General features: G+C 64.9%; 17 protein-coding genes. 12 read left to right on the top strand and 5 right to left on the bottom strand.

Annotated elements, in window-relative coordinates; genetic code table 11:
* Positions 1–96: 96 nt before the first annotated feature.
* Positions 97–1,206, top strand: coding sequence for an AlgP family protein (locus tag AT700_RS27355; RefSeq protein ID WP_048521737.1), 1,110 nt, complete (start codon positions 97–99; stop codon positions 1,204–1,206).
* Here AT700_RS27355 and AT700_RS27350 read toward each other — a convergent pair.
* Complete coding sequence (locus AT700_RS27350) at positions 1,203–1,655, bottom strand: TIGR02444 family protein (protein WP_231798998.1); 453 nt, start codon at positions 1,653–1,655, stop codon at positions 1,203–1,205. The genes AT700_RS27355 and AT700_RS27350 overlap by 4 nt on opposite strands.
* 72 nt (positions 1,656–1,727) lie before the next feature.
* On the opposite strand from AT700_RS27350, the gene AT700_RS27345 reads away from it, so the two are divergent.
* The 6 genes from AT700_RS27345 to AT700_RS27320 all read left to right on the top strand — a co-directional run bounded on the left by AT700_RS27345 (position 1,728) and on the right by AT700_RS27320 (position 8,401).
* Positions 1,728–3,644 (top strand): ATP-binding cassette domain-containing protein, encoded by a 1,917-nt coding sequence (locus AT700_RS27345; RefSeq protein ID WP_012614672.1) that lies wholly within the window; start codon positions 1,728–1,730, stop codon positions 3,642–3,644.
* A complete protein-coding gene (locus tag AT700_RS27340; RefSeq protein ID WP_003111256.1) occupies positions 3,644–4,222 on the top strand; it encodes a mechanosensitive ion channel family protein in 579 nt (192 codons plus the stop codon). The genes AT700_RS27345 and AT700_RS27340 overlap by 1 nt, the downstream gene beginning before the upstream one ends.
* Before the next feature lie 6 nt (positions 4,223–4,228).
* Positions 4,229–4,987 (top strand): TerC family protein, encoded by a 759-nt coding sequence (locus AT700_RS27335; protein ID WP_003099222.1) that lies wholly within the window; start codon positions 4,229–4,231, stop codon positions 4,985–4,987.
* Between the two features lie 229 nt (positions 4,988–5,216).
* A complete protein-coding gene (locus AT700_RS27330; protein ID WP_003096365.1) occupies positions 5,217–5,846 on the top strand; it encodes a LysE family transporter in 630 nt (209 codons plus the stop codon).
* A gap of 104 nt (positions 5,847–5,950) precedes the next feature.
* Positions 5,951–7,852 carry a cytochrome c/FTR1 family iron permease gene (locus tag AT700_RS27325; protein ID WP_031628632.1) on the top strand — a complete coding sequence of 634 codons (1,902 nt, stop codon included), beginning with the start codon at positions 5,951–5,953 and terminating at the stop codon, positions 7,850–7,852.
* Between the two features lie 66 nt (positions 7,853–7,918).
* Positions 7,919–8,401 (top strand): YaiI/YqxD family protein, encoded by a 483-nt coding sequence (locus AT700_RS27320; protein ID WP_003099218.1) that lies wholly within the window; start codon positions 7,919–7,921, stop codon positions 8,399–8,401.
* Here AT700_RS27320 and AT700_RS27315 read toward each other — a convergent pair.
* The 3 genes from AT700_RS27315 to AT700_RS27305 form a co-directional block, all read right to left on the bottom strand.
* Positions 8,386–8,859, bottom strand: coding sequence for a thioesterase family protein (locus AT700_RS27315; RefSeq protein WP_003118044.1), 474 nt, complete (start codon positions 8,857–8,859; stop codon positions 8,386–8,388). The two genes, AT700_RS27320 and AT700_RS27315, sit on opposite strands and share 16 nt — an antisense overlap.
* Positions 8,860–8,954: 95 nt before the next feature.
* Complete coding sequence (gene elbB, locus AT700_RS27310; RefSeq protein ID WP_003099212.1) at positions 8,955–9,623, bottom strand: isoprenoid biosynthesis glyoxalase ElbB; 669 nt, start codon at positions 9,621–9,623, stop codon at positions 8,955–8,957.
* Positions 9,624–9,786: 163 nt separating this feature from the next.
* Positions 9,787–10,377, bottom strand: a complete 591-nt coding sequence (locus tag AT700_RS27305; RefSeq protein ID WP_003096354.1) for a DedA family protein — start codon at positions 10,375–10,377, stop codon at positions 9,787–9,789.
* 244 nt (positions 10,378–10,621) lie between these two features.
* Here AT700_RS27305 and hemB point away from each other — a divergent pair, with 244 nt between their 5' ends.
* Entirely contained in the window at positions 10,622–11,635 is a 1,014-nt protein-coding gene (gene hemB / locus AT700_RS27300; RefSeq protein WP_003096352.1) for a porphobilinogen synthase, read from the top strand.
* Between the two features lie 17 nt (positions 11,636–11,652).
* Complete coding sequence (gene ppk1, locus AT700_RS27295) at positions 11,653–13,863, top strand: polyphosphate kinase 1 (protein WP_003099209.1); 2,211 nt, start codon at positions 11,653–11,655, stop codon at positions 13,861–13,863.
* On the opposite strand, the gene ppx is transcribed toward ppk1, so the two are convergent.
* A complete protein-coding gene (gene ppx, locus AT700_RS27290) occupies positions 13,850–15,355 on the bottom strand; it encodes an exopolyphosphatase (protein WP_003099207.1) in 1,506 nt (501 codons plus the stop codon). The two genes, ppk1 and ppx, sit on opposite strands and share 14 nt — an antisense overlap.
* 198 nt (positions 15,356–15,553) lie before the next feature.
* On the opposite strand from ppx, the gene trxA reads away from it, so the two are divergent.
* From trxA to AT700_RS27275, 3 genes are all read left to right on the top strand, one after another.
* The gene (trxA, locus tag AT700_RS27285) at positions 15,554–15,880 is read left to right on the top strand and encodes a thioredoxin TrxA (RefSeq protein ID WP_003096336.1); all 327 of its coding nucleotides are present in this window, start codon (positions 15,554–15,556) and stop codon (positions 15,878–15,880) included.
* 244 nt (positions 15,881–16,124) lie between these two features.
* Complete coding sequence (gene rho, locus AT700_RS27280; protein WP_003096334.1) at positions 16,125–17,384, top strand: transcription termination factor Rho; 1,260 nt, start codon at positions 16,125–16,127, stop codon at positions 17,382–17,384.
* Between the two features lie 71 nt (positions 17,385–17,455).
* On the top strand, positions 17,456–19,444 hold the full coding sequence (locus tag AT700_RS27275) for an acyltransferase family protein (protein ID WP_048521735.1): 1,989 nt from the start codon (positions 17,456–17,458) through the stop codon (positions 19,442–19,444).
* Positions 19,445–19,472: the final 28 nt, after the last annotated feature.

The following is a 19,472-nucleotide window of genomic DNA, read 5'->3' as shown; positions in this document are numbered from 1 at the left end:
TCCTGGCGCACGTCGCTTGTAGCACATCGAACCCGTTGGCGAGAGGGGGTGTGCGGGTCTAGTATGGGCGCAACCACGTCCGCCTGGAGGCACGTCATGTCGGCCAACAAGAAGCCCGTCACCACCCCCTTGCACCTGTTGCAGCAACTTTCCCACAGCCTTGTCGAGCACCTGGAAGGTGCGTGCAAACAAGCGCTGGTCGATTCGGAAAAGCTCCTGGCCAAACTTGAAAAGCAACGTGGCAAAGCCCAGGAAAAACTGCACAAGGCTCGCACCAAGCTGCAGGATGCTGCCAAGGCCGGCAAGACCAAGGCACAGGCCAAGGCGCGCGAGACCATCAGCGACCTGGAAGAGGCGTTGGATACCCTGAAGGCCCGGCAGGCGGACACCCGTACCTACATCGTCGGCCTCAAGCGTGACGTACAGGAAAGCCTCAAGCTGGCGCAGGGTGTCGGCAAGGTGAAGGAAGCTGCTGGCAAGGCTCTGGAGAGCCGCAAGGCGAAACCCGCGACCAAACCTGCTGCGAAGGCGGCAGCCAAGCCTGCGGTGAAAACCGTAGCGGCGAAGCCTGCGGCCAAGCCGGCGGCCAAGCCTGTGGCGAAAACCGCGGCAGCGAAGCCCGCAGCCAAGCCGGCGGCGAAGCCTGCTGCGAAACCGGCGGCCAAGCCCGCGGCGAAAACCGCAGCCGCGAAGCCCGCAGCCAAGCCGGTGGCGAAGCCTGCTGCGAAACCGGCGGCCAAGCCCGCGGCGAAAACCGCAGCCGCGAAGCCCGCAGCCAAGCCGGCGGCGAAGCCTGTGGCGAAACCGGCGGCCAAGCCCGCGGCGAAAACCGCAGCCGCGAAGCCCGCAGCCAAGCCGGCGGCGAAGCCTGTGGCGAAACCGGCGGCCAAGCCGGCGGCGAAAACCGCAGCCGCGAAGCCCGCAGCCAAGCCGGCGGCGAAGCCTGTGGCGAAACCGGCGGCCAAGCCCGCGGCGAAAACCGCAGCCGCGAAGCCCGCAGCCAAGCCGGCTGCGAAGCCTGCGGCAAAACCGGCGGCCAAGCCTGCGGCGAAACCCGTAGCCGCGAAACCTGTCGCAGCCAAGCCCGCCACCGCTCCTGCTGCGAAGCCTGCGGCGACTCCCAGCGCCCCGGCAGCCGCCTCCAGCGCTGCTTCGGCAACGCCTGCCGCGGGCAGCAACGGCGCCGCCCCGACCAGCGCCTCCTAAGGCGCTGTCTGCAAAGCCGCCGAGCCAAGCACCAGCAAAGCCCGGCGCTCTGCTTCCGTGCAGATGTCCCGGCTGCAGGCTTGCAGCCAGGCATCCGCACTGCGATTCGCTTCCTGGCCCTCCAGCCAGGCTGTGGCCAGGTCGGCCAGGCGTTGCAGGTGTTCCCGTTCCGCTCGTAGTTCCTGGGCCTTCATTTCCTCGCGGAGTTCGGCCAGGCAGGCGTCGTGGGTTGCCGCTTCGCGCCAGGCGCAACGCAATCTGCGCAGGGGTTCGATGACCGTTTCGCGCCAGGGACGCGCGGCGTTCTCCAGGATCTGGGCGCGTTCTTTCGAGCAGCTCACACCGCGCCTGCCAAGCCAGGCGGCGACCAGCAACAGGCAGACGTCCGCACCTTGCTCCTGAAGCTCGAGGCAAGCCGTTTCCACGCCCGGCCGGGCATAGACGTCCACCGCGAATTTCCAGACATTTCCAGTCATACAGCCTCACGCTCCGCAAGGGCGAAACTGATAAACTCCGCCGCCATGATCCGACTCCTCAATCTTACGCTACAGCGCGGGCCGCAGCGCCTCCTGGAAGCTGCTGAACTGACCCTGCACGCCGGCCAGAAAGCCGGTCTCATCGGGGCCAATGGCGCTGGCAAGTCCAGCTTGTTCGCGCTGTTGCGCGGCCAGCTCGGGCAGGATGCCGGCGACTGCCTGTTGCCCGCCGACTGGCGCATCGCGCACATGCGCCAGGAGGTCGATACCCTGGATCGCCTGGCGGTGGATTACGTGCTCGACGGCGACAGTCGCCTGCGCGAGATCCAGGCGGCGCTGGCCGTCGCCGAAGCGGCGCACGACGGTTCTGCCCTGGCGCGCCTGCATACCGAGCTGGACAACGCCGACGGTTATACCGCCGATGCACGGGCGCGCAAGCTGCTGGCCGGGCTCGGCTTCAGCAGCGAGCAGATGGAGCGCCGGGTCGGTGATTTCTCCGGTGGTTGGAGGATGCGCCTGAACCTGGCGCAGGCGCTGATGTGCCCGTCCGACCTGCTGTTGCTCGACGAACCGACCAACCACCTCGACCTGGACGCCATCCTCTGGCTGGAAGAGTGGCTCAAGGGTTATCCCGGCACTCTGGTGCTGATCTCCCACGACCGCGACTTCCTCGATGCGGTGGTGGACCACGTGGTGCATCTGGAAAACCGCAAGCTGATCCTCTACCGCGGCGGCTATTCCGCTTTCGAGCGGACCCGCGCCGAGCGGCTGGCTCAGCAACAGCAGGCCTACGAGAAACAGCAGGCGCAGCGTGCGCACATGGAAAGCTTCATCGCCCGCTTCAAGGCCAAGGCCACCAAGGCGCGCCAGGCGCAGAGCCGGATCAAGGCGCTGGAGCGTCTAGAGGAACTGGCGCCGGCACATGTCGATTCGCCGTTCAATTTCAGTTTCCGCGAGTCGGACAAGATCTCCCGGCCGTTGCTGGATCTCGGCGAAGGCCGTCTCGGCTATGGCGACAAGGCGGTGCTGGAGAAGGTCAAGCTGCAACTGGTGCCCGGTGCGCGGATCGGCCTGCTCGGTCCCAACGGCGCCGGCAAGTCGACGCTGATCAAGACCCTGGCCGGGGACCTGCCCGAGCTGGGCGGCCGCCTGCTGCGCGGCGAGAACCTGGCCATCGGGTACTTCGCCCAGCACCAGCTCGATTCGCTGGATCCACAGGCCAGCCCGTTGCTACATCTGCAGCGTATCGCCCCCGGCGAGCGCGAACAGACCCTCAAGGACTTCCTCGGCGGCTTCGACTTCCGCGGCGTTCGGGTGGACGAGCCGGTATTGAACTTCTCCGGTGGCGAGAAAGCGCGCCTGGCCCTGGCGCTGATCGCCTGGCAGAAGCCCAACCTGCTGCTGCTCGACGAGCCGACCAACCACCTCGACCTGGAAATGCGCCTGGCCTTGACCATGGCTCTACAGGAGTTTTCCGGGGCGGTCCTGGTAGTTTCCCACGACCGGCACCTGCTCAAAAGCACCACCGATGAATTCCTCCTGGTCGCCGATGGGCGCGTGGTGCCGTTCGATGGCGATCTCGACGATTACGCCCGTTGGCTGGTCGACTATCGCGCGCGCAAGGCGCCGCAGGCCGAGACCGCGCCGGGTGCGCCGACCGAACGCACCGACAAGCGCGCCCAGCGCCAGGCAGCGGCCGCGCTGCGCCAGCAGCTGGCGCCGCACAAGCGCGAGGCCGACAAGCTGGAGCGCGAACTCGGCGGCCTGCACGAAAAGCTAGCCGCTATCGAGGCGCGGCTGGGCGACAGCGCCCTGTACGACGTATCGCGAAAGGACGAATTGCGCGAGTTGCTGTCCGAACAATCGAGCCTGAAGGTTCGCGAAGGCGAGCTGGAGGAACGTTGGCTGGAGGCCCTGGAAACCCTCGAAGCCCTGCAGAAAGAACTAGAGGCCAGTGAGTGATGGAAGACTTGCAGGTGTTGACGCAGACCTGGAGCGGGCCGCTGGTGGTGGCGCTGCAGATCCTGCTCATCCTGCTGGTCGCCTGGCTGCTACAGCGCCTGGTCCGACGCACGGTGACCCGTATCGGCGAGCGTTATCCGGTGCCGCCGGAGCTGCTCCTGCCGCTGCGTGGGGGCCTGCGCTGGCTGATCATGGTCAGCGCACTGATCATGGTGCTGGAGCGCCTGGGCGTGTCGGCCGAAGTGCTGTGGACCGCGCTGACCGGTTTCGCCGCGGTGGCGGCGGTAGCCTTCTTCGCCATCTGGAGCGTGCTCTCCAACCTGTTCTGTGCGTTGCTGATCTTCACCGTCGGGCCGTTCCGCATCGGTGACCGCGTGGAGCTGATCGATAGCGCCGACAAACCGGGCGTCACCGGACGCGTGGTTGCCATCAATCTCTTGTATACGACACTGGAAGAAACCCTCGAGGATGGCTCGCCGGGCCCACTGCTGCAGGTTCCCAACAGCCTGTTCTTCCAGAAAGCCGTGCGTCGCTGGCGTGGGCCAGGTTTTTCAACTCCAACAAAAAACGGGAAATAACCATCTATGGAATGGCTCGCCAGTCCTGAAATCTGGGTCGCGTTCCTGACCCTGACCGCCCTGGAAATCGTCCTCGGCATCGACAACATCATCTTCATCTCGATCCTGGTCGGGCGCCTGCCGCCGGCCCAGCAACCGAAGGCGCGCTTCTTCGGCCTGGCCCTGGCCATGGGCACGCGGATCCTGCTGTTGCTCTCGATCACCTGGGTCATGCGCCTGACCACCGACCTGTTCCACCTGTTCGGCCAGGGCATCTCCGGGCGTGACCTGATCCTCTTCTTCGGCGGCCTGTTCCTGCTGTTCAAGAGCACCATGGAGATCTACCACAGCCTGGAAGGCGCGGAAGAAGAGCAGAAGAGCGGCGGCAAGGTCCACGGCTTCATGGGCATCATCGTCCAGATCGCGATCATCGACATCATCTTCTCCCTGGACTCGGTGATCACCGCCGTCGGTCTGGTGCAGAACGTGCCGGTGATGGTCGCGGCGATCGTCATCTCGGTCGGCGTGATGATGCTGGCGGCAGGCACCATCAGCGACTTCATCGAGAAACACCCCTCGCTGAAGATGCTCGCCCTGTCGTTCCTCATCGTGGTCGGCACCGTGCTGGTGGCCGAGTCCTTCGAAGTGCACGTGCCGAAAGGCTACGTCTACTTCGCCATGGCCTTCTCCCTGGCGGTGGAGGCGCTGAACATCCGCTTGCGCGGGGCCCTGGCGCGCAAGCGCGGCGAAGAGCCGGTGAAGCTGCGCAAGGGTTCGCCGGACTGAGAGCGTTCGGGGCCAGGGCGAATAGCCGCATCGCGGTGGTCCGCCCAACATGGCTGAGCGCGTATCCTCGGGAAAGCCCGGCATCTGCCGGGTTTTTTCTGTCCGCCAGGTTGCGCCCGCAAAGGTTGGGCGAGGCGCGTGGTCGGAAAACCTGTGCGGCTGCTCCGCCTTGGTGCACACTGGCTTTTTCGTTCCCGCCGCCAGCCGCGTTCGCTTTCCGAGGTGTGCAATGCTCGTCAGTACCTGGTTCGCCTTCTTCCTCGCCTGCTGGGCCATCAGCCTGTCGCCGGGCGCCGGAGCCATCGCCTCGATGTCCTGCGGGTTGCAGTACGGCTTTGCGCGAGGCTACTGGAACGCGCTGGGCCTGCAGATCGGCCTGGCCCTGCAGATCGCCATCGTCGCCGCCGGCGTCGGTGCGTTGCTGGCGACCTCGGCACTGGCTTTCAGCCTGATCAAGTGGTTCGGCGTGGCCTACCTGGTGTACCTGGCGGTGCGCCAGTGGCAGGCGCCGCCACAGGCCTTGAGCACCGATGGCGAACGGCCTCTGGGGCGACCGTTGACCCTGGTGCTGCGTGGTTTCCTGGTCAACGCCAGCAATCCCAAGGCGGTGATCTTCATGCTCGCGGTGCTGCCGCAGTTCATCGACCCGCACCAGCCGCTGCTGGCGCAATACCTGATCATGGGCGGCACCATGATCGTCGTCGACCTGATCGTCATGGCCGGCTACACCGGGCTGGCTGCGCGCGTGCTACGCGTACTGCGTTCGCCGCGCCAGCAGAAGCTGGTGAACCGTACCTTCGCCAGCCTGTTCGTCGGTGCCGCGGGGCTGCTGGCGACGGTACGCCGAGCGCCGCTCTGAGCCGCCCGACACGCTGATGGGCGTGATTGTTACAGAGTATTTCTTGCATGGGCGGGAAGGCGAAGGGACAATTTAATCTCTTCCATTCTCACTTCGTCTTCGCCATGCACCCTCCGAAAATCCTGCTGTGGCTGCTGCCGCTGGTCTGCGCGTTCAGCCTTGGAGCTCTAGCCGACACGGCCGTCGACCCCTCCCAAGCCTTGCATCTGTTGAGTTACCTGGCGGCCGACTATCCGCCGACCGTGGCTGACGGCAAGATCGTCGACCCCAGCGAATACCAGGAACAGGTGGAGTTCGTCGGCAACCTGCAGGCATTGGTCCTGACCCTGCCGATGCGCCCCGAGCGCGCCGAGCTGGAGAGGGGCGTCGCCAGCCTGCGCCAGGCCATCGAGCAGCGCTTGCCGGGAAGGGACGTGGCCCTCCAGGCGCGCAACCTCGAGGCACGGGTGGCGGATATCTACCAGGTGGTGCAGACCCCCGCGATCACCCCCGACCCGAGCCGCGCGGCGCCGATCTATGCCCAGCAGTGCGCAATCTGCCATGGCGATGCGGGCAAGGGCGACGGCCCCGCCGGCATCGGCCTGGAACCGCCGCCAGCGAACCTCACCGATCGCCAGCGCCTCGACCACCTGAGCCTCTACGACCTGCGTAACGTCATCGGCCTAGGCGTGGCGGGCACCGACATGCCGGCGTTCGCCGACCAGCTCGACGAACGCCAGCGCTGGGATCTGGCCAGCTATGTGGCCGGCCTGAGCGCCCGCAGTGCGCAGCCGGACAAGGCCCATGCCTACCCGCTGGCGACCCTGGCCACGCAGACTCCGGCCGAAGTCGCCGAGTACGACGGCGAGGCCGCTGCGGAGAGCTTCCGCGCCCTGCGTGCGCATCCGCCGCTGGAGCAGCGCGGTCCTGGGCAGTTGATCGACTATACCGCCGCCACCCTGGACAAGAGCTTCGCGGTCTATCGCGAAGGCGACCGCGACCAGGCCTACGACCTGTCGGTGGCGGCCTACCTGGAAGGCTTCGAGCTGGTGGAAAGCTCGCTGGACAACGTCGACGCCGATTTGCGCCGCTCCACCGAGAAGCAGCTGATGGCCTACCGCCAGGCGTTGCGCGATGGCCTCCCGGAAATCCAGGTGGCGCAACAGCTGGAGCTGGCCAAGGGCAAGCTGGCAGAGGCCGCCAAGCAGCTTGGCGGCGACTCGCTGAGTTTCTCCATCAGTTTCGTTTCCGCCTTGTTGATCCTGTTGCGCGAAGGGGTAGAGGCAATCCTGGTGCTTGCCGCCATCCTCGCCTTCCTGCGCAATACCGGGCAGGAAAGTGCCGTGCGTGGCGTGCACGTCGGCTGGGGGCTGGCCTTCGTCGCCGGCTTCGCCACCTGGGCGTTGGCCGCCTATGTGATCGATATCGGCGGTGCCCAGCGCGAGCTGATGGAGGGCTTCACCTCTCTGTTCGCCTGCGTGATGGTGCTCTGGCTCGGCGTCTGGATGCACGACCGCCGCCACGCGGCAGCCTGGCAGGACTACATCCGCAGCAGCCTGGTGGGCGGTGGCGGACGCTTCGGCTTCGCAGTGCTGGCGTTCTTCTCGGTCTACCGCGAGTTGTTCGAGGTCATCCTGTTCTACGAAACCCTCTGGTTGCAGGCCGGACCGGCCGGGCACAATGCCGTGATCGGCGGCGCGGCGACCGCCGTGGTCCTGCTGATCGGCCTGGCCTGGGTGATCCTGCGTGGTTCGGCGAAACTGCCGCTGGGGTTGTTCTTCAGCATCAACGCGGCGTTGCTCTGTGCGCTCTCGGTGGTGTTCGCCGGACATGGCGTCATCGCCTTGCAGGAAGCCGGGGTGATCGGCACCCGTCCGGTGCCGTTCTTCGACTTCGACTGGCTGGGGATCAAGGCTGACGCCTATTCGCTGTCGGCCCAGGCCATGGCAATGGTGGCCATCGCGCTGCTCTACGGACGTAGCCGGATCGTCGAGCGCCGGCGTGCGGCGGCCAACGCCGCCGACTGAGCGGGTTCGCGCAACCACGACGGCCAGTGCGATACTGGCCGTCGTCATTTCTACGGAAGTCCGTTCATGCGTATCTGGATCGATGCCGACGCCTGCCCCAAGGCGGCCAAGGAACTGGTCTGCAAGTTCGCCCTCAAGCGCAAGCTGGAAGTCTGGATGGTCGCCGGCCAGCCGCAGGTCAAGCCGCCGTTCGCCTGCGTGCGTCTGGTGGTGGTGGAAAGCGGGATGGATGCGGCTGACGATTACCTGGTGGAGCAGGCCGAGCCGGGCGACCTGGCGATCTGCAGCGACGTACCGCTGGCCGATCGGCTGATCAAGAAACAGGTTGCCGCCCTCGATCCTCGCGGCCGCGAGTTCGACGCGCGGAACATGGGCGATAAGCTGGCCATGCGCAACCTGATGGCCGACCTGCGTGACCAGGGGCAGATGGGCGGCGGCCAGGCGCCCTACGGTGAGCGTGACCGCCAGGCGTTCGCCAACGCCCTGGACCGCCTGCTCACCCGCCTGCAGCGGGAAGCCGATCTACGCGCGAGTCAGCCGCACAGATAGGTACCGGTACCGACGGCGACCAGCGTGCCGTCGTCGCTATGCAGTTCCGAGCGCACCACTGCGACCTTGTTGCCCGAGCGAAGCGGCACCGCATGGGCGGTGAACGTCCGGCCGCGTCCCGGGCGCAGGTAGTCGACGCGCAAGTCGATGGTGCCGAGCTTCGACAGCCGCGCCATGCGCTCGTGGCCTGGCAGTTCGCGATGCCGTTCGAGGGCGCCGATCAGGGCCATCGCACCGCCGGTGACGTCGAGCAGGCTGGAGATCACCCCGCCGTGGAGAATGCCCTGGACGAAGTTGCCGATCAGTTCGTCCTTCATCGGCAGGTCGAGGACTACCCGCTCGCGGCCGAGGCTCACCACGCGGATGCCGAGCATGCGGTTGAAGGGGATGCGCTGGAAGAAATCCGCCACCAGTTGGTGGACGTCGTCAGGCAGGGCGGAGGAGGGCGTTTCGCTCATCGCGGCGTCTCGATTCGATGGTTTCGAGACGCACGCTGGCGTAGCGGCACGGATTTGAAAAGGGCGGCGGCGCGACCGCCCTCGTGCTTGGCCGATCAGGCCTTGTCCTGGTCCACCAGTTCGAGCACCCGGTCGACCAGCTTGTTGATCCCGGAAGCGGCTTCGGCTATCGACTGGGCGAGCATGTAGGCCGGGGTGGTCACCAGCTTGCGCGCGCTGTCTTCGACGATCTCGTCCACCGGCGCGTCGATGTGCTCGGCACCCATCTGCTTCAGCGCGTCGGCGGTGTCGGCGTCGTTGCCGATGGTGCATTGGACGCCGGCGCCGTAGATCTTCGCCGCCATCGCCGGAGCGATGCAGATCAGCCCGACTGGCTTGCCGGCTTCGGCGAAAGCCTTGGCCAGCGCCAGCACGTCCGGCTGCACCTGGCATTGCGCGCCGTTGATGGCAAAGTCGCTGAGGTTCTTCGCAGCGCCGAAGCCACCGGGCACGATCAGCGCGTCGTAGTCCTCGGCGCGGGCTTCGCGCAGGTCCTTGACTTCGCCGCGGGCGATACGCGCGGACTCGACCAGGACATTGCGGCTTTCCGGCATTTCCTCGCCGGTCAGGTGGTTGACCACATGGTGCTGGGCGATGTTCGGCGCGAAGCATTGTGCCTCGGCGCCTCGCTGGCTGAGGCGGAGCAGGGTGATCACGCTTTCGTGGATTTCCGCGCCATCGTAGACGCCACAACCGGAGAGGATGACGGCAACTTTCTTGTGCATGAGGCTTACTCCTTGGGAACGCAGGATCCGGACCGGACGGCCTGGCCGGGGTCGGTATCGCGCAAGCATAGCGAGCCGCCGGCCCCGGCGGCCAGCCGGAGCGGAGGGTACAAGGAGTTGGAGTGTGCGAAGGGGCCGGCTGTTCAGTCGCGCCGGCGCGGGTTCACTCGGATTTGTCGGCGTTGCCGCCCGCGCCGTTGCCGCGCGGTGTCTTGAAACGCCGCCATAGCCAGAGCAGCAGGCCCAGCACGATCAGGCCGCCGAGGACCATGAGTTCGTATTTCTTGATGTTGCCGAGCATGCCTTCCAGTACGCTGCCGAAATAGTAGGCGGCGGAGCCCAGCGCAGCGGCCCAGACGATGGCGCCGATGCCATTGAGAAGAAGATAGCGGGCCGGTGGATAGCCGGACAGGCCGATGGCCACCGGCATCACCGTACGCAGGCCGTAGACGAAGCGGAAACTCAGCACCCACAGGTCAGGATGGCGGCGCACATGGTCCAGCGCCTTGTCGCCGAGCTTCTGCCAGCGCGGCTTGCGCGCCAGCAACCGGCGGCCGTGGCGGCGTCCGAGGAAGTACCAGAGTTGGTCACCGGCGTAGCTGCCGAGGAAGGCGGTGAGAATCACGGTATCCAGCTGCATGTAGCCGCGGAAGGCAAGGAACCCGGCCAGCACGAGAATGGTTTCGCCCTCGAAGAAAGTACCGAGAAAAAGGGCGAAATAGCCGAAGTCCTGCAGGAATTGTTGGAGCATCATCGGGGCAGCGAAGCGAAATGAACGCGCAGCCTAACTCGGTTGAGGGCGTGGGGAAAGCGCGATCGTCACGGCTCAGGTCATTGATTGTGCAATGAATGGCCTTTGCCGCTGGCTTTTTGCGATGATTGGCGGTGCGGCAGGATGCCGCGACCTTGAGTCACTGTCGTCGCTTGTTGCCAATCCGTCATAATCAGGGACTATAACTGTCACACTGTGCCCGTTATCTGGGCCCTGGAGTAAAACCGTGAGCTTCACTCCCGCCAACCGCGCCTATCCCTACACCCGCCTGCGGCGCAATCGCCGCGATGACTTCTCCCGCCGCCTGGTCCGCGAGAATGTCCTCACCGTCGACGACCTGATCCTGCCGGTGTTCGTCCTCGATGGGGTCAACCAGCGTGAAAGCATTCCGTCGATGCCCGGCGTCGAGCGCCTGTCCATCGACCAGTTGCTGATCGAGGCGGAAGAGTGGGTGGCCCTGGGCATTCCGGCGCTGGCGCTGTTCCCGGTGACCCCGGTGGAGAAGAAGTCCCTGGACGCCGCCGAGGCATACAACCCGGAAGGCATCGCCCAGCGCGCCACCCGCGCCCTGCGCGAGCGCTTTCCGGAGCTGGGCATCATCACCGACGTGGCGCTCGACCCGTTCACCACCCATGGCCAGGACGGCATCCTGGATGACGATGGCTACGTCCTCAACGACGTCAGCATCGACGTGCTGGTACGGCAGGCGCTGTCCCACGCCGAGGCCGGCGCCCAGGTGGTAGCGCCCTCGGACATGATGGACGGTCGCATCGGTGCGATCCGCGAGGCCCTGGAGTCTGCCGGCCACACCAATGTGCGGATCATGGCCTACTCGGCCAAGTACGCCAGCGCCTACTACGGTCCGTTCCGCGATGCGGTCGGCTCGGCTTCGAACCTCGGCAAGGGCAACAAGGCCACCTACCAGATGGATCCGGCGAACAGCGACGAGGCACTTCACGAAGTGGCCGCCGACCTGGCCGAAGGCGCCGACATGGTGATGGTCAAGCCGGGCATGCCCTACCTCGACATCGTGCGTCGGGTGAAGGATGAATTCCGCGCCCCGACCTTTGTCTACCAGGTCAGCGGCGAGTATGCGATGCACATGGGCGCCATCCAGAACGGCTGGCTGGCCGAATCGGTGATCCTCGAGTCCCTTACCGCCTTCAAACGTGCCGGCGCCGATGGCATTCTGACCTACTTCGCCAAGCAGGCCGCAGAACAATTAAGACGGGGGCGTTGACCCCCTCGGGAAGATGAATGAATACGCAGCAAGGACTTGATGAGATCGAACGTATCGCCGCCGACGAAACCGTAGTGGCGAACGTGGAAAGCGAAGCAGAAGTGAAGATGGCCGAAACGATCCCGGTGGAAACGCCACCTGCGGTGGTTCCCAGCGTGGATGACAGCAGCCTGTACATTCATCGCGAGCTCTCCCAGTTGCAGTTCAACATCCGCGTGCTGGAACAGGCGCTGGACGAGTCCTACCCGCTCCTGGAGCGGCTGAAGTTCCTCCTCATCTTCTCGAGCAACCTCGACGAGTTCTTCGAGATCCGCATCGCCGGCCTGAAGAAGCAGATCACCTTCGCCCGCGAGCAGGCCGGCGCCGACGGCCTGCTGCCGCACCAGGCCCTGGCGCGGATCAGCGAGCTGGTCCACGAGCAGGTATCGCGGCAGTACCGGATCCTCAACGAGACCCTGTTGCCGGAGCTGGCCAAGCACCAGATCCGCTTCATCCGCCGGCGTCACTGGACGCTGAAGATCAAGACCTGGGTGCGGCGCTTCTTCCGCGACGAGATCGCGCCGATCATCACCCCGATCGGCCTCGACCCGACCCACCCGTTCCCGCTGCTGGTGAACAAGAGCCTCAACTTCATCGTCGAGCTGGAGGGGATGGATGCCTTCGGCCGCGACTCCGGCCTGGCGATCATCCCGGCGCCGCGCCTGCTGCCACGGATCATCAGGCTGCCGGAAGACGTTGGCGGCGAGGGCGACAACTACGTGTTCCTGTCGTCGATGATCCACGCCCACGCCGACGACCTGTTCCCCGGCATGAAGGTGAAGGGCTGCTACCAGTTCCGCCTGACCCGCAACGCCGACCTGTCGGTGGACACCGAGGATGTCGAGGACCTGGCCCGCGCGCTGCGCGGCGAGCTGTTCTCGCGTCGCTACGGGGATGCGGTACGCCTGGAGGTGGTGGATACCTGCCCGCAGAACCTGACCAACTACCTGCTCAAGCAGTTCGGCCTGTCCGAAAGCGAGTTGTACAAGGTCAGCGGCCCGGTCAACCTGACCCGCCTGTTCAGCGTCACCGGCCTGGAAAGCCATCCGGAGCTGCAGTACCCGCCCTTCACCCCGGCGATCCCGCGTCTTTTGCAGAAGAAGGAAAACCTCTTCAACGTCCTCAGCAAGCTCGACGTGTTGCTGATGCACCCGTTCGAGTCCTTCACTCCGGTGATCGACCTGCTGCGCCAGGCCGCCAAGGATCCGAACGTGCTGGCGATCAAGCAAACCCTGTACCGCAGCGGCGCCAACTCTGAGATCGTCGACGCCCTGGTCGAGGCGGCACGCAACGGCAAGGAGGTCACCGCGGTGATCGAGCTGCGCGCCCGCTTCGACGAAGAGTCCAACCTGCAACTGGCCAGCCGCCTGCAACAGGCCGGTGCGGTAGTGATCTACGGCGTGGTCGGCTTCAAGACCCACGCCAAGATGATGCTGATCCTCCGTCGCGAGGACGGCGAACTGCGCCGCTACGCGCACCTGGGCACCGGCAACTACCATGCCGGCAACGCTCGCCTGTACACCGACTACAGCCTGCTGACCGCCGACGTGGCGCTCTGCGAGGACCTGCACAAGCTGTTCAACCAACTGATCGGGATGGGCAAGACGCTGCGCATGAAGAAGCTGTTACATGCGCCGTTCACCCTGAAGAAGAACCTGCTGGAAATGATCAACCGCGAGGCGGCCCAGGCGGCGCTCGGCCAGCCTGCGCACATCATGGCCAAGGTCAACTCGCTGACCGATCCGAAGGTCATCCGCGCCCTGTACAAGGCCAGCCAGGCCGGGGTCAGGATCGACCTGGTGGTGCGTGGCATGTGCTGCCTGCGGCCAGGCATCCCGGGGGTCTCGCACAATATCCACGTGCGCTCGATCATCGGACGCTTCCTCGAGCACAGCCGCATCTACTACTTCCTCAACGGCGGCGACGAGAAGCTCTATCTCTCCAGCGCCGACTGGATGGAGCGCAACCTCGACATGCGCGTCGAGACCTGCTTCCCGGTGGAAGGCAAGAAGCTGGTGCAGCGGGTCAAGAAGGAACTGGAAACGTATCTGACCGACAACACCCAGGCCTGGGTGTTGCAGGCCGACGGTAGCTACCAGCGGCTCAGCCCCACCGGTAACCAGAACCCCCGCAATACCCAGGCGACCCTGCTGGAGAAGCTGGCCGCGCCGGTGCTTACCGCACGTTGAGGCTGTAGCCGACCCGCTTGAGCCATTCGGCTTCCTGGGCGAAGTCGGCCTGGGTCAGCGGGTTGGCTTCCAGCCAGCCCTCGGGGAAGGTCACCGAAAGGCTCTTGGGCTCTGCCTTCAGGCGCACCGAGGGCATTTCCTGGGTGCCGCGAATGTGGTGGAAGAGGATCGCGAAGCGCAGCACGATGCACAGGCGCACCAACTTGTCGCCTTCCGCGGCGAACTCCGCCAGCTTATCCGCCGGAATGTTGCGGCGGTGGCCGCGTACCAGTAGCGACAGCATCTGCTGGTCCTGGCGCGAGAAGCCAGCCAGGTCGGAGTGCTCGATCAGGTAGGCGCCGTGCTTGTGGTAGTGGTAATGGGCGATGTCCAGGCCGATCTCGTGGACCCGTGCGCCCCAGCTCAGCAGGTCGCGGTGCAGTTCGTCGTTCAGCTCCCAGGCGTCGCCGACTTCGGCAAGCACCTTGAGGGCCTTGGCCTCCACCCGCGAAGCCTGCTCCGGATCGACGTGGTAGCGCTGCATCAGCGAACTGATGGTGCGTTCGCGCACGTCCTCGTGCTGGTGACGGCCGACCAGGTCGTAGAGAACGCCTTCGCGCAGGGCGCCCTCGGAGTGAACCATCTGTTCCAGTTCCAGCGCGTCGAAGATCGCTTCGAGAATGGCCAGTCCGGCCGGGAAGATGGTCCGGCGGTCCGGCTTGATCCCTTCCAGATCGAGCTTCTCCACGTCGCCGAGCTTGAGCACCTTGCGCTTCAGCCAGGCCAGTCCGTCCGGGCTGATCTCGCCGTTGCCGTGGCCGCCGGCCTTGATCGCCAGCGCCACTGCGCGGATGGTGCCGGAGGCGCCGACCGCCTGTTGCCAGCCGAGGCGCCGCAGGCTGTTCTCGATGCCCATCAGTTCCAGGCGTGCAGCAGTGTACGCCTGGGCGTAGCGGGCCGGGGTGATCTTGCCGTCGCGGAAGTAGCGTTGGGTGTAGCTGACGCAACCCATCTGCAGGCTTTCCCGCAGCTCGGACTCGAAACCCTGGCCGATGATGAACTCGGTGCTGCCGCCGCCGATGTCGCTGACCAGCCGGCGACCGCCGCTGTCGGGCATGCTGTTGGCGACGCCGAGGTAGATCAGGCGGGCCTCCTCGCGGCCGGAGATGACTTCCACGGGATGGCCGAGAACCTCTTCCGCACGACGGATGAAATCGCTGCGGTTGCGCGCCTCGCGCAAGGCGTTGGTCGCGACCACGCGTACGGAACCCTGGGGCATGCCGCTGATGAACTGGGCGAAGCGGCGCAGGCAGTCGAGGCCGCGCTGGGTGGCCTCTTCGCTGAGATTGCGCTCCTCGTCGAGGCCGGCGGCCAGTTGGACCTTCTCGCCCAGCCGTTCGAGGATGCGGACTTCGCCGTGGATATTGGCCTTGGCCAGACAGAGGTGGAAACTGTTGGAGCCCAGGTCCAGGGCGGCAATCAGCGGGAATGCCTCGGCAGGTTTTTGCGGCATGCTTTGCAAGTCCATTGGAAAACTGCGCCATCCTGCCACGATAGGGCGAGGGTCGCCAATGCGGCAGCCGATCAATCGGGAATCAGCCGACCAACGATAGAGACTCTCAATCGGCTGCGCCTTCCGGCGAGGGTCAAGGCGGGATATGATGGTCGGCACTTTCGCGTTTCAATTCGCGTCCGACTACGGAGAGATTTCATGAGCGAACATATCGTCAACGTTACTGATGCCAGCTTCGAGCAGGACGTGCTGAAGGCCGACGGCCCTGTGCTGGTGGACTACTGGGCCGAGTGGTGCGGTCCGTGCAAGATGATCGCGCCGGTGCTGGACGAAGTCGCCAGGGACTATCAGGGCAAGCTGAAGGTCTGCAAGCTGAACATCGACGAGAACCAGGATACCCCGCCGAAATACGGTGTGCGTGGCATCCCTACCCTGATGCTGTTCAAGGACGGCAATGTCGAGGCGACCAAGGTCGGCGCACTGTCCAAGTCGCAGCTGGCGGCCTTCCTCGACGCCAATATCTGAGCCGGGCCCAGGCCTCGCTGGAAAGCCCCGCGATTCGCGGGGCTTTTTTTTGCGTTTCTATAGACGCCACCCGGCCACGGTGTTAAATTCGGGTTCGCGACGTTTTTTCCGTCGCCTTCTGCATGCCGTCCCGGACGCACTTCCTACTCGAACTTTCTAGCGCTCCTGTCGCCCCCTTGCGACACGGCTTTCCCAAGCTCGACGCTTTCTCCAATTCCTCTTTCTGCGTACCTATCTCTTTCCTATGAATCTGACCGAACTCAAGCAAAAGCCGATTGCCGAACTGCTGGAAATGTCCGATGCCATGGGCCTGGAAAACATGGCCCGTTCGCGCAAGCAGGACATCATCTTCGCCCTGCTGAAGAAGCACGCGAAAAGTGGTGAAGAGATCTCCGGCGATGGCGTGCTGGAGATTCTTCAGGACGGCTTCGGCTTCCTGCGCTCCGCCGACTCTTCCTACCTGGCCGGCCCCGACGACATCTATGTCTCGCCGAGCCAGATCCGGCGCTTCAACCTGCGCACGGGCGACACCATCATCGGCAAGATCCGGCCGCCGAAAGAGGGCGAGCGTTACTTCGCCCTGCTCAAGGTCGACTCGATCAACTTCGATCGTCCGGAGAATGCGAAGAACAAGATTCTCTTCGAGAACCTGACGCCGCTGTTCCCCAACGAGCGGATGAAGATGGAAGCCGGCAACGGCTCCACCGAAGACCTGACCGGCCGCGTCATCGATCTCTGCGCGCCGATCGGCAAGGGCCAGCGCGGCCTGATCGTGGCGCCGCCGAAGGCGGGCAAGACCATCATGCTGCAGAACATCGCCAGCAACATCACCCGCAACAACCCCGAATGCCACCTGATCGTCCTGCTGATCGACGAGCGCCCTGAGGAAGTGACCGAAATGCAGCGCACCGTGCGCGGCGAAGTGGTCGCCTCGACCTTTGACGAACCGCCGACCCGTCACGTACAGGTCGCCGAGATGGTGATCGAGAAGGCCAAGCGCCTGGTCGAGCACAAGAAGGACGTGGTCATCCTGCTCGACTCCATCACCCGTCTGGCGCGGGCCTACAACACCGTGATCCCCAGCTCCGGCAAGGTGCTCACCGGCGGTGTCGACGCCCATGCCCTGGAGAAGCCGAAGCGCTTCTTCGGCGCCGCGCGGAACATCGAAGAGGGCGGTTCTCTTACGATTCTCGCCACGGCGTTGGTGGAAACCGGCTCGAAGATGGACGAGGTGATCTACGAGGAATTCAAGGGTACCGGCAACATGGAACTCCCATTGGATCGCAAGATCGCCGAGAAGCGCGTGTTCCCGGCCATCAACATCAACCGTTCGGGTACCCGCCGCGAAGAGCTGCTGACCAGCGAGGACGAGCTCCAGCGCATGTGGATCCTGCGCAAGATCCTGCACCCGATGGACGAGATCTCCGCGATCGAATTCCTCATCGACAAGCTCAAGCAGACCAAGACCAACGATGAGTTCTTCGATTCGATGAAACGGAAGTAGTCTTCCAGGGAAATTGAAGAAGGCGCTCCGGTTTGACCGGAGCGCCTTTTTTCATGCCTGGAGAAAAATAGATGTCGAGCCTGCCTTATCGAAGAGATATCGATGGATTGCGCGCACTGGCCATCTTGCCGGTGGTGTTCTATCACTTGGGCTTGGGCGGTTTCACCGGCGGGTATGTCGGCGTCGATGTCTTTCTGGTGATTTCCGGCTACCTGATCACTTCGATCATCCGGCGCGATCGGCAGGCCGGGCGTTTCAGCTTCGTCGATTTCTGGGCTCGCCGGGCGCGACGCATCCTCCCCGCTTTGTTCGTTATGATGGCCGTCAGCCTGGCGGCCGGCTGGTTCCTGATGGAGCCGCGGGACTACGAGCAACTGGGTCGTGCGGTGCGTTACCAGACGATGTTCGCCTCGAACATCCTGTTCTGGAAGCAGGATGGCTATTTCGACGCCGCGTCCGAATTCAAGCCGCTATTGCATACCTGGTCGTTGTCGGTGGAAGAGCAGTTCTACATTCTCTTCCCGCTACTGCTGGCCGCGATCTCCGGGCGCCTGCTGCGCTGGCGGCTCGCCATCCTCCTCGCGGTCCTGGCGCTATCGCTGGCGGCCAGCGTCTGGGCGGTGAGCCAGCGACCTGGCAGTGCATTCTTCCTCCTGCCGATGCGCGCCTGGGAACTCCTGGCGGGTGCCGCGCTGGCGTTGCTGCCGGGCGCTAGCCGCGGTCATTCGCAATGGTCCCTGCAACTGGCGGCCACCCTCGGCATAGCGGCGATTCTCCTGCCGGTGTTCTTCTACGACAGCGACACTCCTTTCCCCGGCCTCGCGGCGCTGCCGGCGGTGCTTGGCACCGCCCTGCTGATCTGGGCCAACGGCGCCGGCGACACCTGGGCTCGCCGCCTGCTGGGCTGGCAACCGCTGGTCTGGTTCGGTCTGATCTCCTATTCGCTGTACCTCTGGCACTGGCCGCTGTACGTCTTCGTCCAGTACCACGCACTGGAAACCCTGGGCCTGCCGGCACGCCTGGGGTTGCTGGCGGCGAGCATCGGCCTGGCGGCACTGTCGCTGTACTGCGTCGAGGCACCGTTCCGCGAGCGCAAGCTGTTCGCCGGGCGCCGGCAGATGCTTGGCGCGGCGCTGTGCAGCTTGCTGCTGCTGGGAGTCGTTGGCCAGTTGGTGCGGCATTACGACGGCGTGCCGTCGCGTCTTTCCGAGGAAGCCTTGCGTTATGCCAAGGCGTCCAAATGGCGCGATGGGCAGACCGACTGCATGTTCGACAAGAAGGCGCTCAGTCAGGAAAGCATCTGCCGCTTCCCGGCGGAACTGGCTGCCGAACGACCGCTGCTGGTCAGTTGGGGCGACAGCCATTCCGCGGCGTTGAGCCCGCTGCTGCGCGAACAGGCTACCAGTCGCCGACTGCCGATCTGGCAGGCTTCGCTGGCGGGCTGTCCGCCGTTGCTGGGGATGTTGGAAAAGGACACTTGCCTGCGTTTCAACCAGCAGATGCTCGAGTTCGTCGAACAGCAGCGGCCGGGCGGGGTGATCCTCGCCGGGCGCTGGGACATGTATATATACGGCGACTCGCAGGACGGTACCCGCAACATTCTCCGCGAGCCGGACGACACGCCGGACAGCTCGATCGCCGAGGCGCTGCTGCGGCAACGCCTGAGCGGGATGATCGAAAGGCTGAACGCGGCCGACGTACATGTCTGGCTGGTCAAGGACGTACCGCTGCTGCCATTCAAGGCACCGGCGCGGCTGGTGCGGCTGAGTCTGAGCGGGGAGGATGTCGGGCGCGCACGTTTTCCCTTCGCTGAGCACGCTGCGCGCGTCGCCTACGTGAATGCGCTGTTCGATGCGTTGGCCGAAGGCAACCCGCGGGTGAGCGTGCTCGACCCCTCCAGCGTGCTCTGCGATGGCCTGGATTGTTTCGCCGAACGTGATGGCTGGTCGCTGTACATGGATAACAACCACCTTTCGACCCAGGGGGCCCATGAACTCGGGCCTTTGTTCGAGCCGATGCTACAGAGCCTCGACGACTCGAGGATCGCCAGCCAGCAGTGACCGAATGCCGCGTTTGCCTGCTGCCGGA

The organism is Pseudomonas aeruginosa (assembly GCF_001457615.1).
Lineage (GTDB): Bacteria > Pseudomonadota > Gammaproteobacteria > Pseudomonadales > Pseudomonadaceae > Pseudomonas > Pseudomonas aeruginosa.
This window is presented reverse-complemented; position numbering and strand designations above follow the sequence as displayed.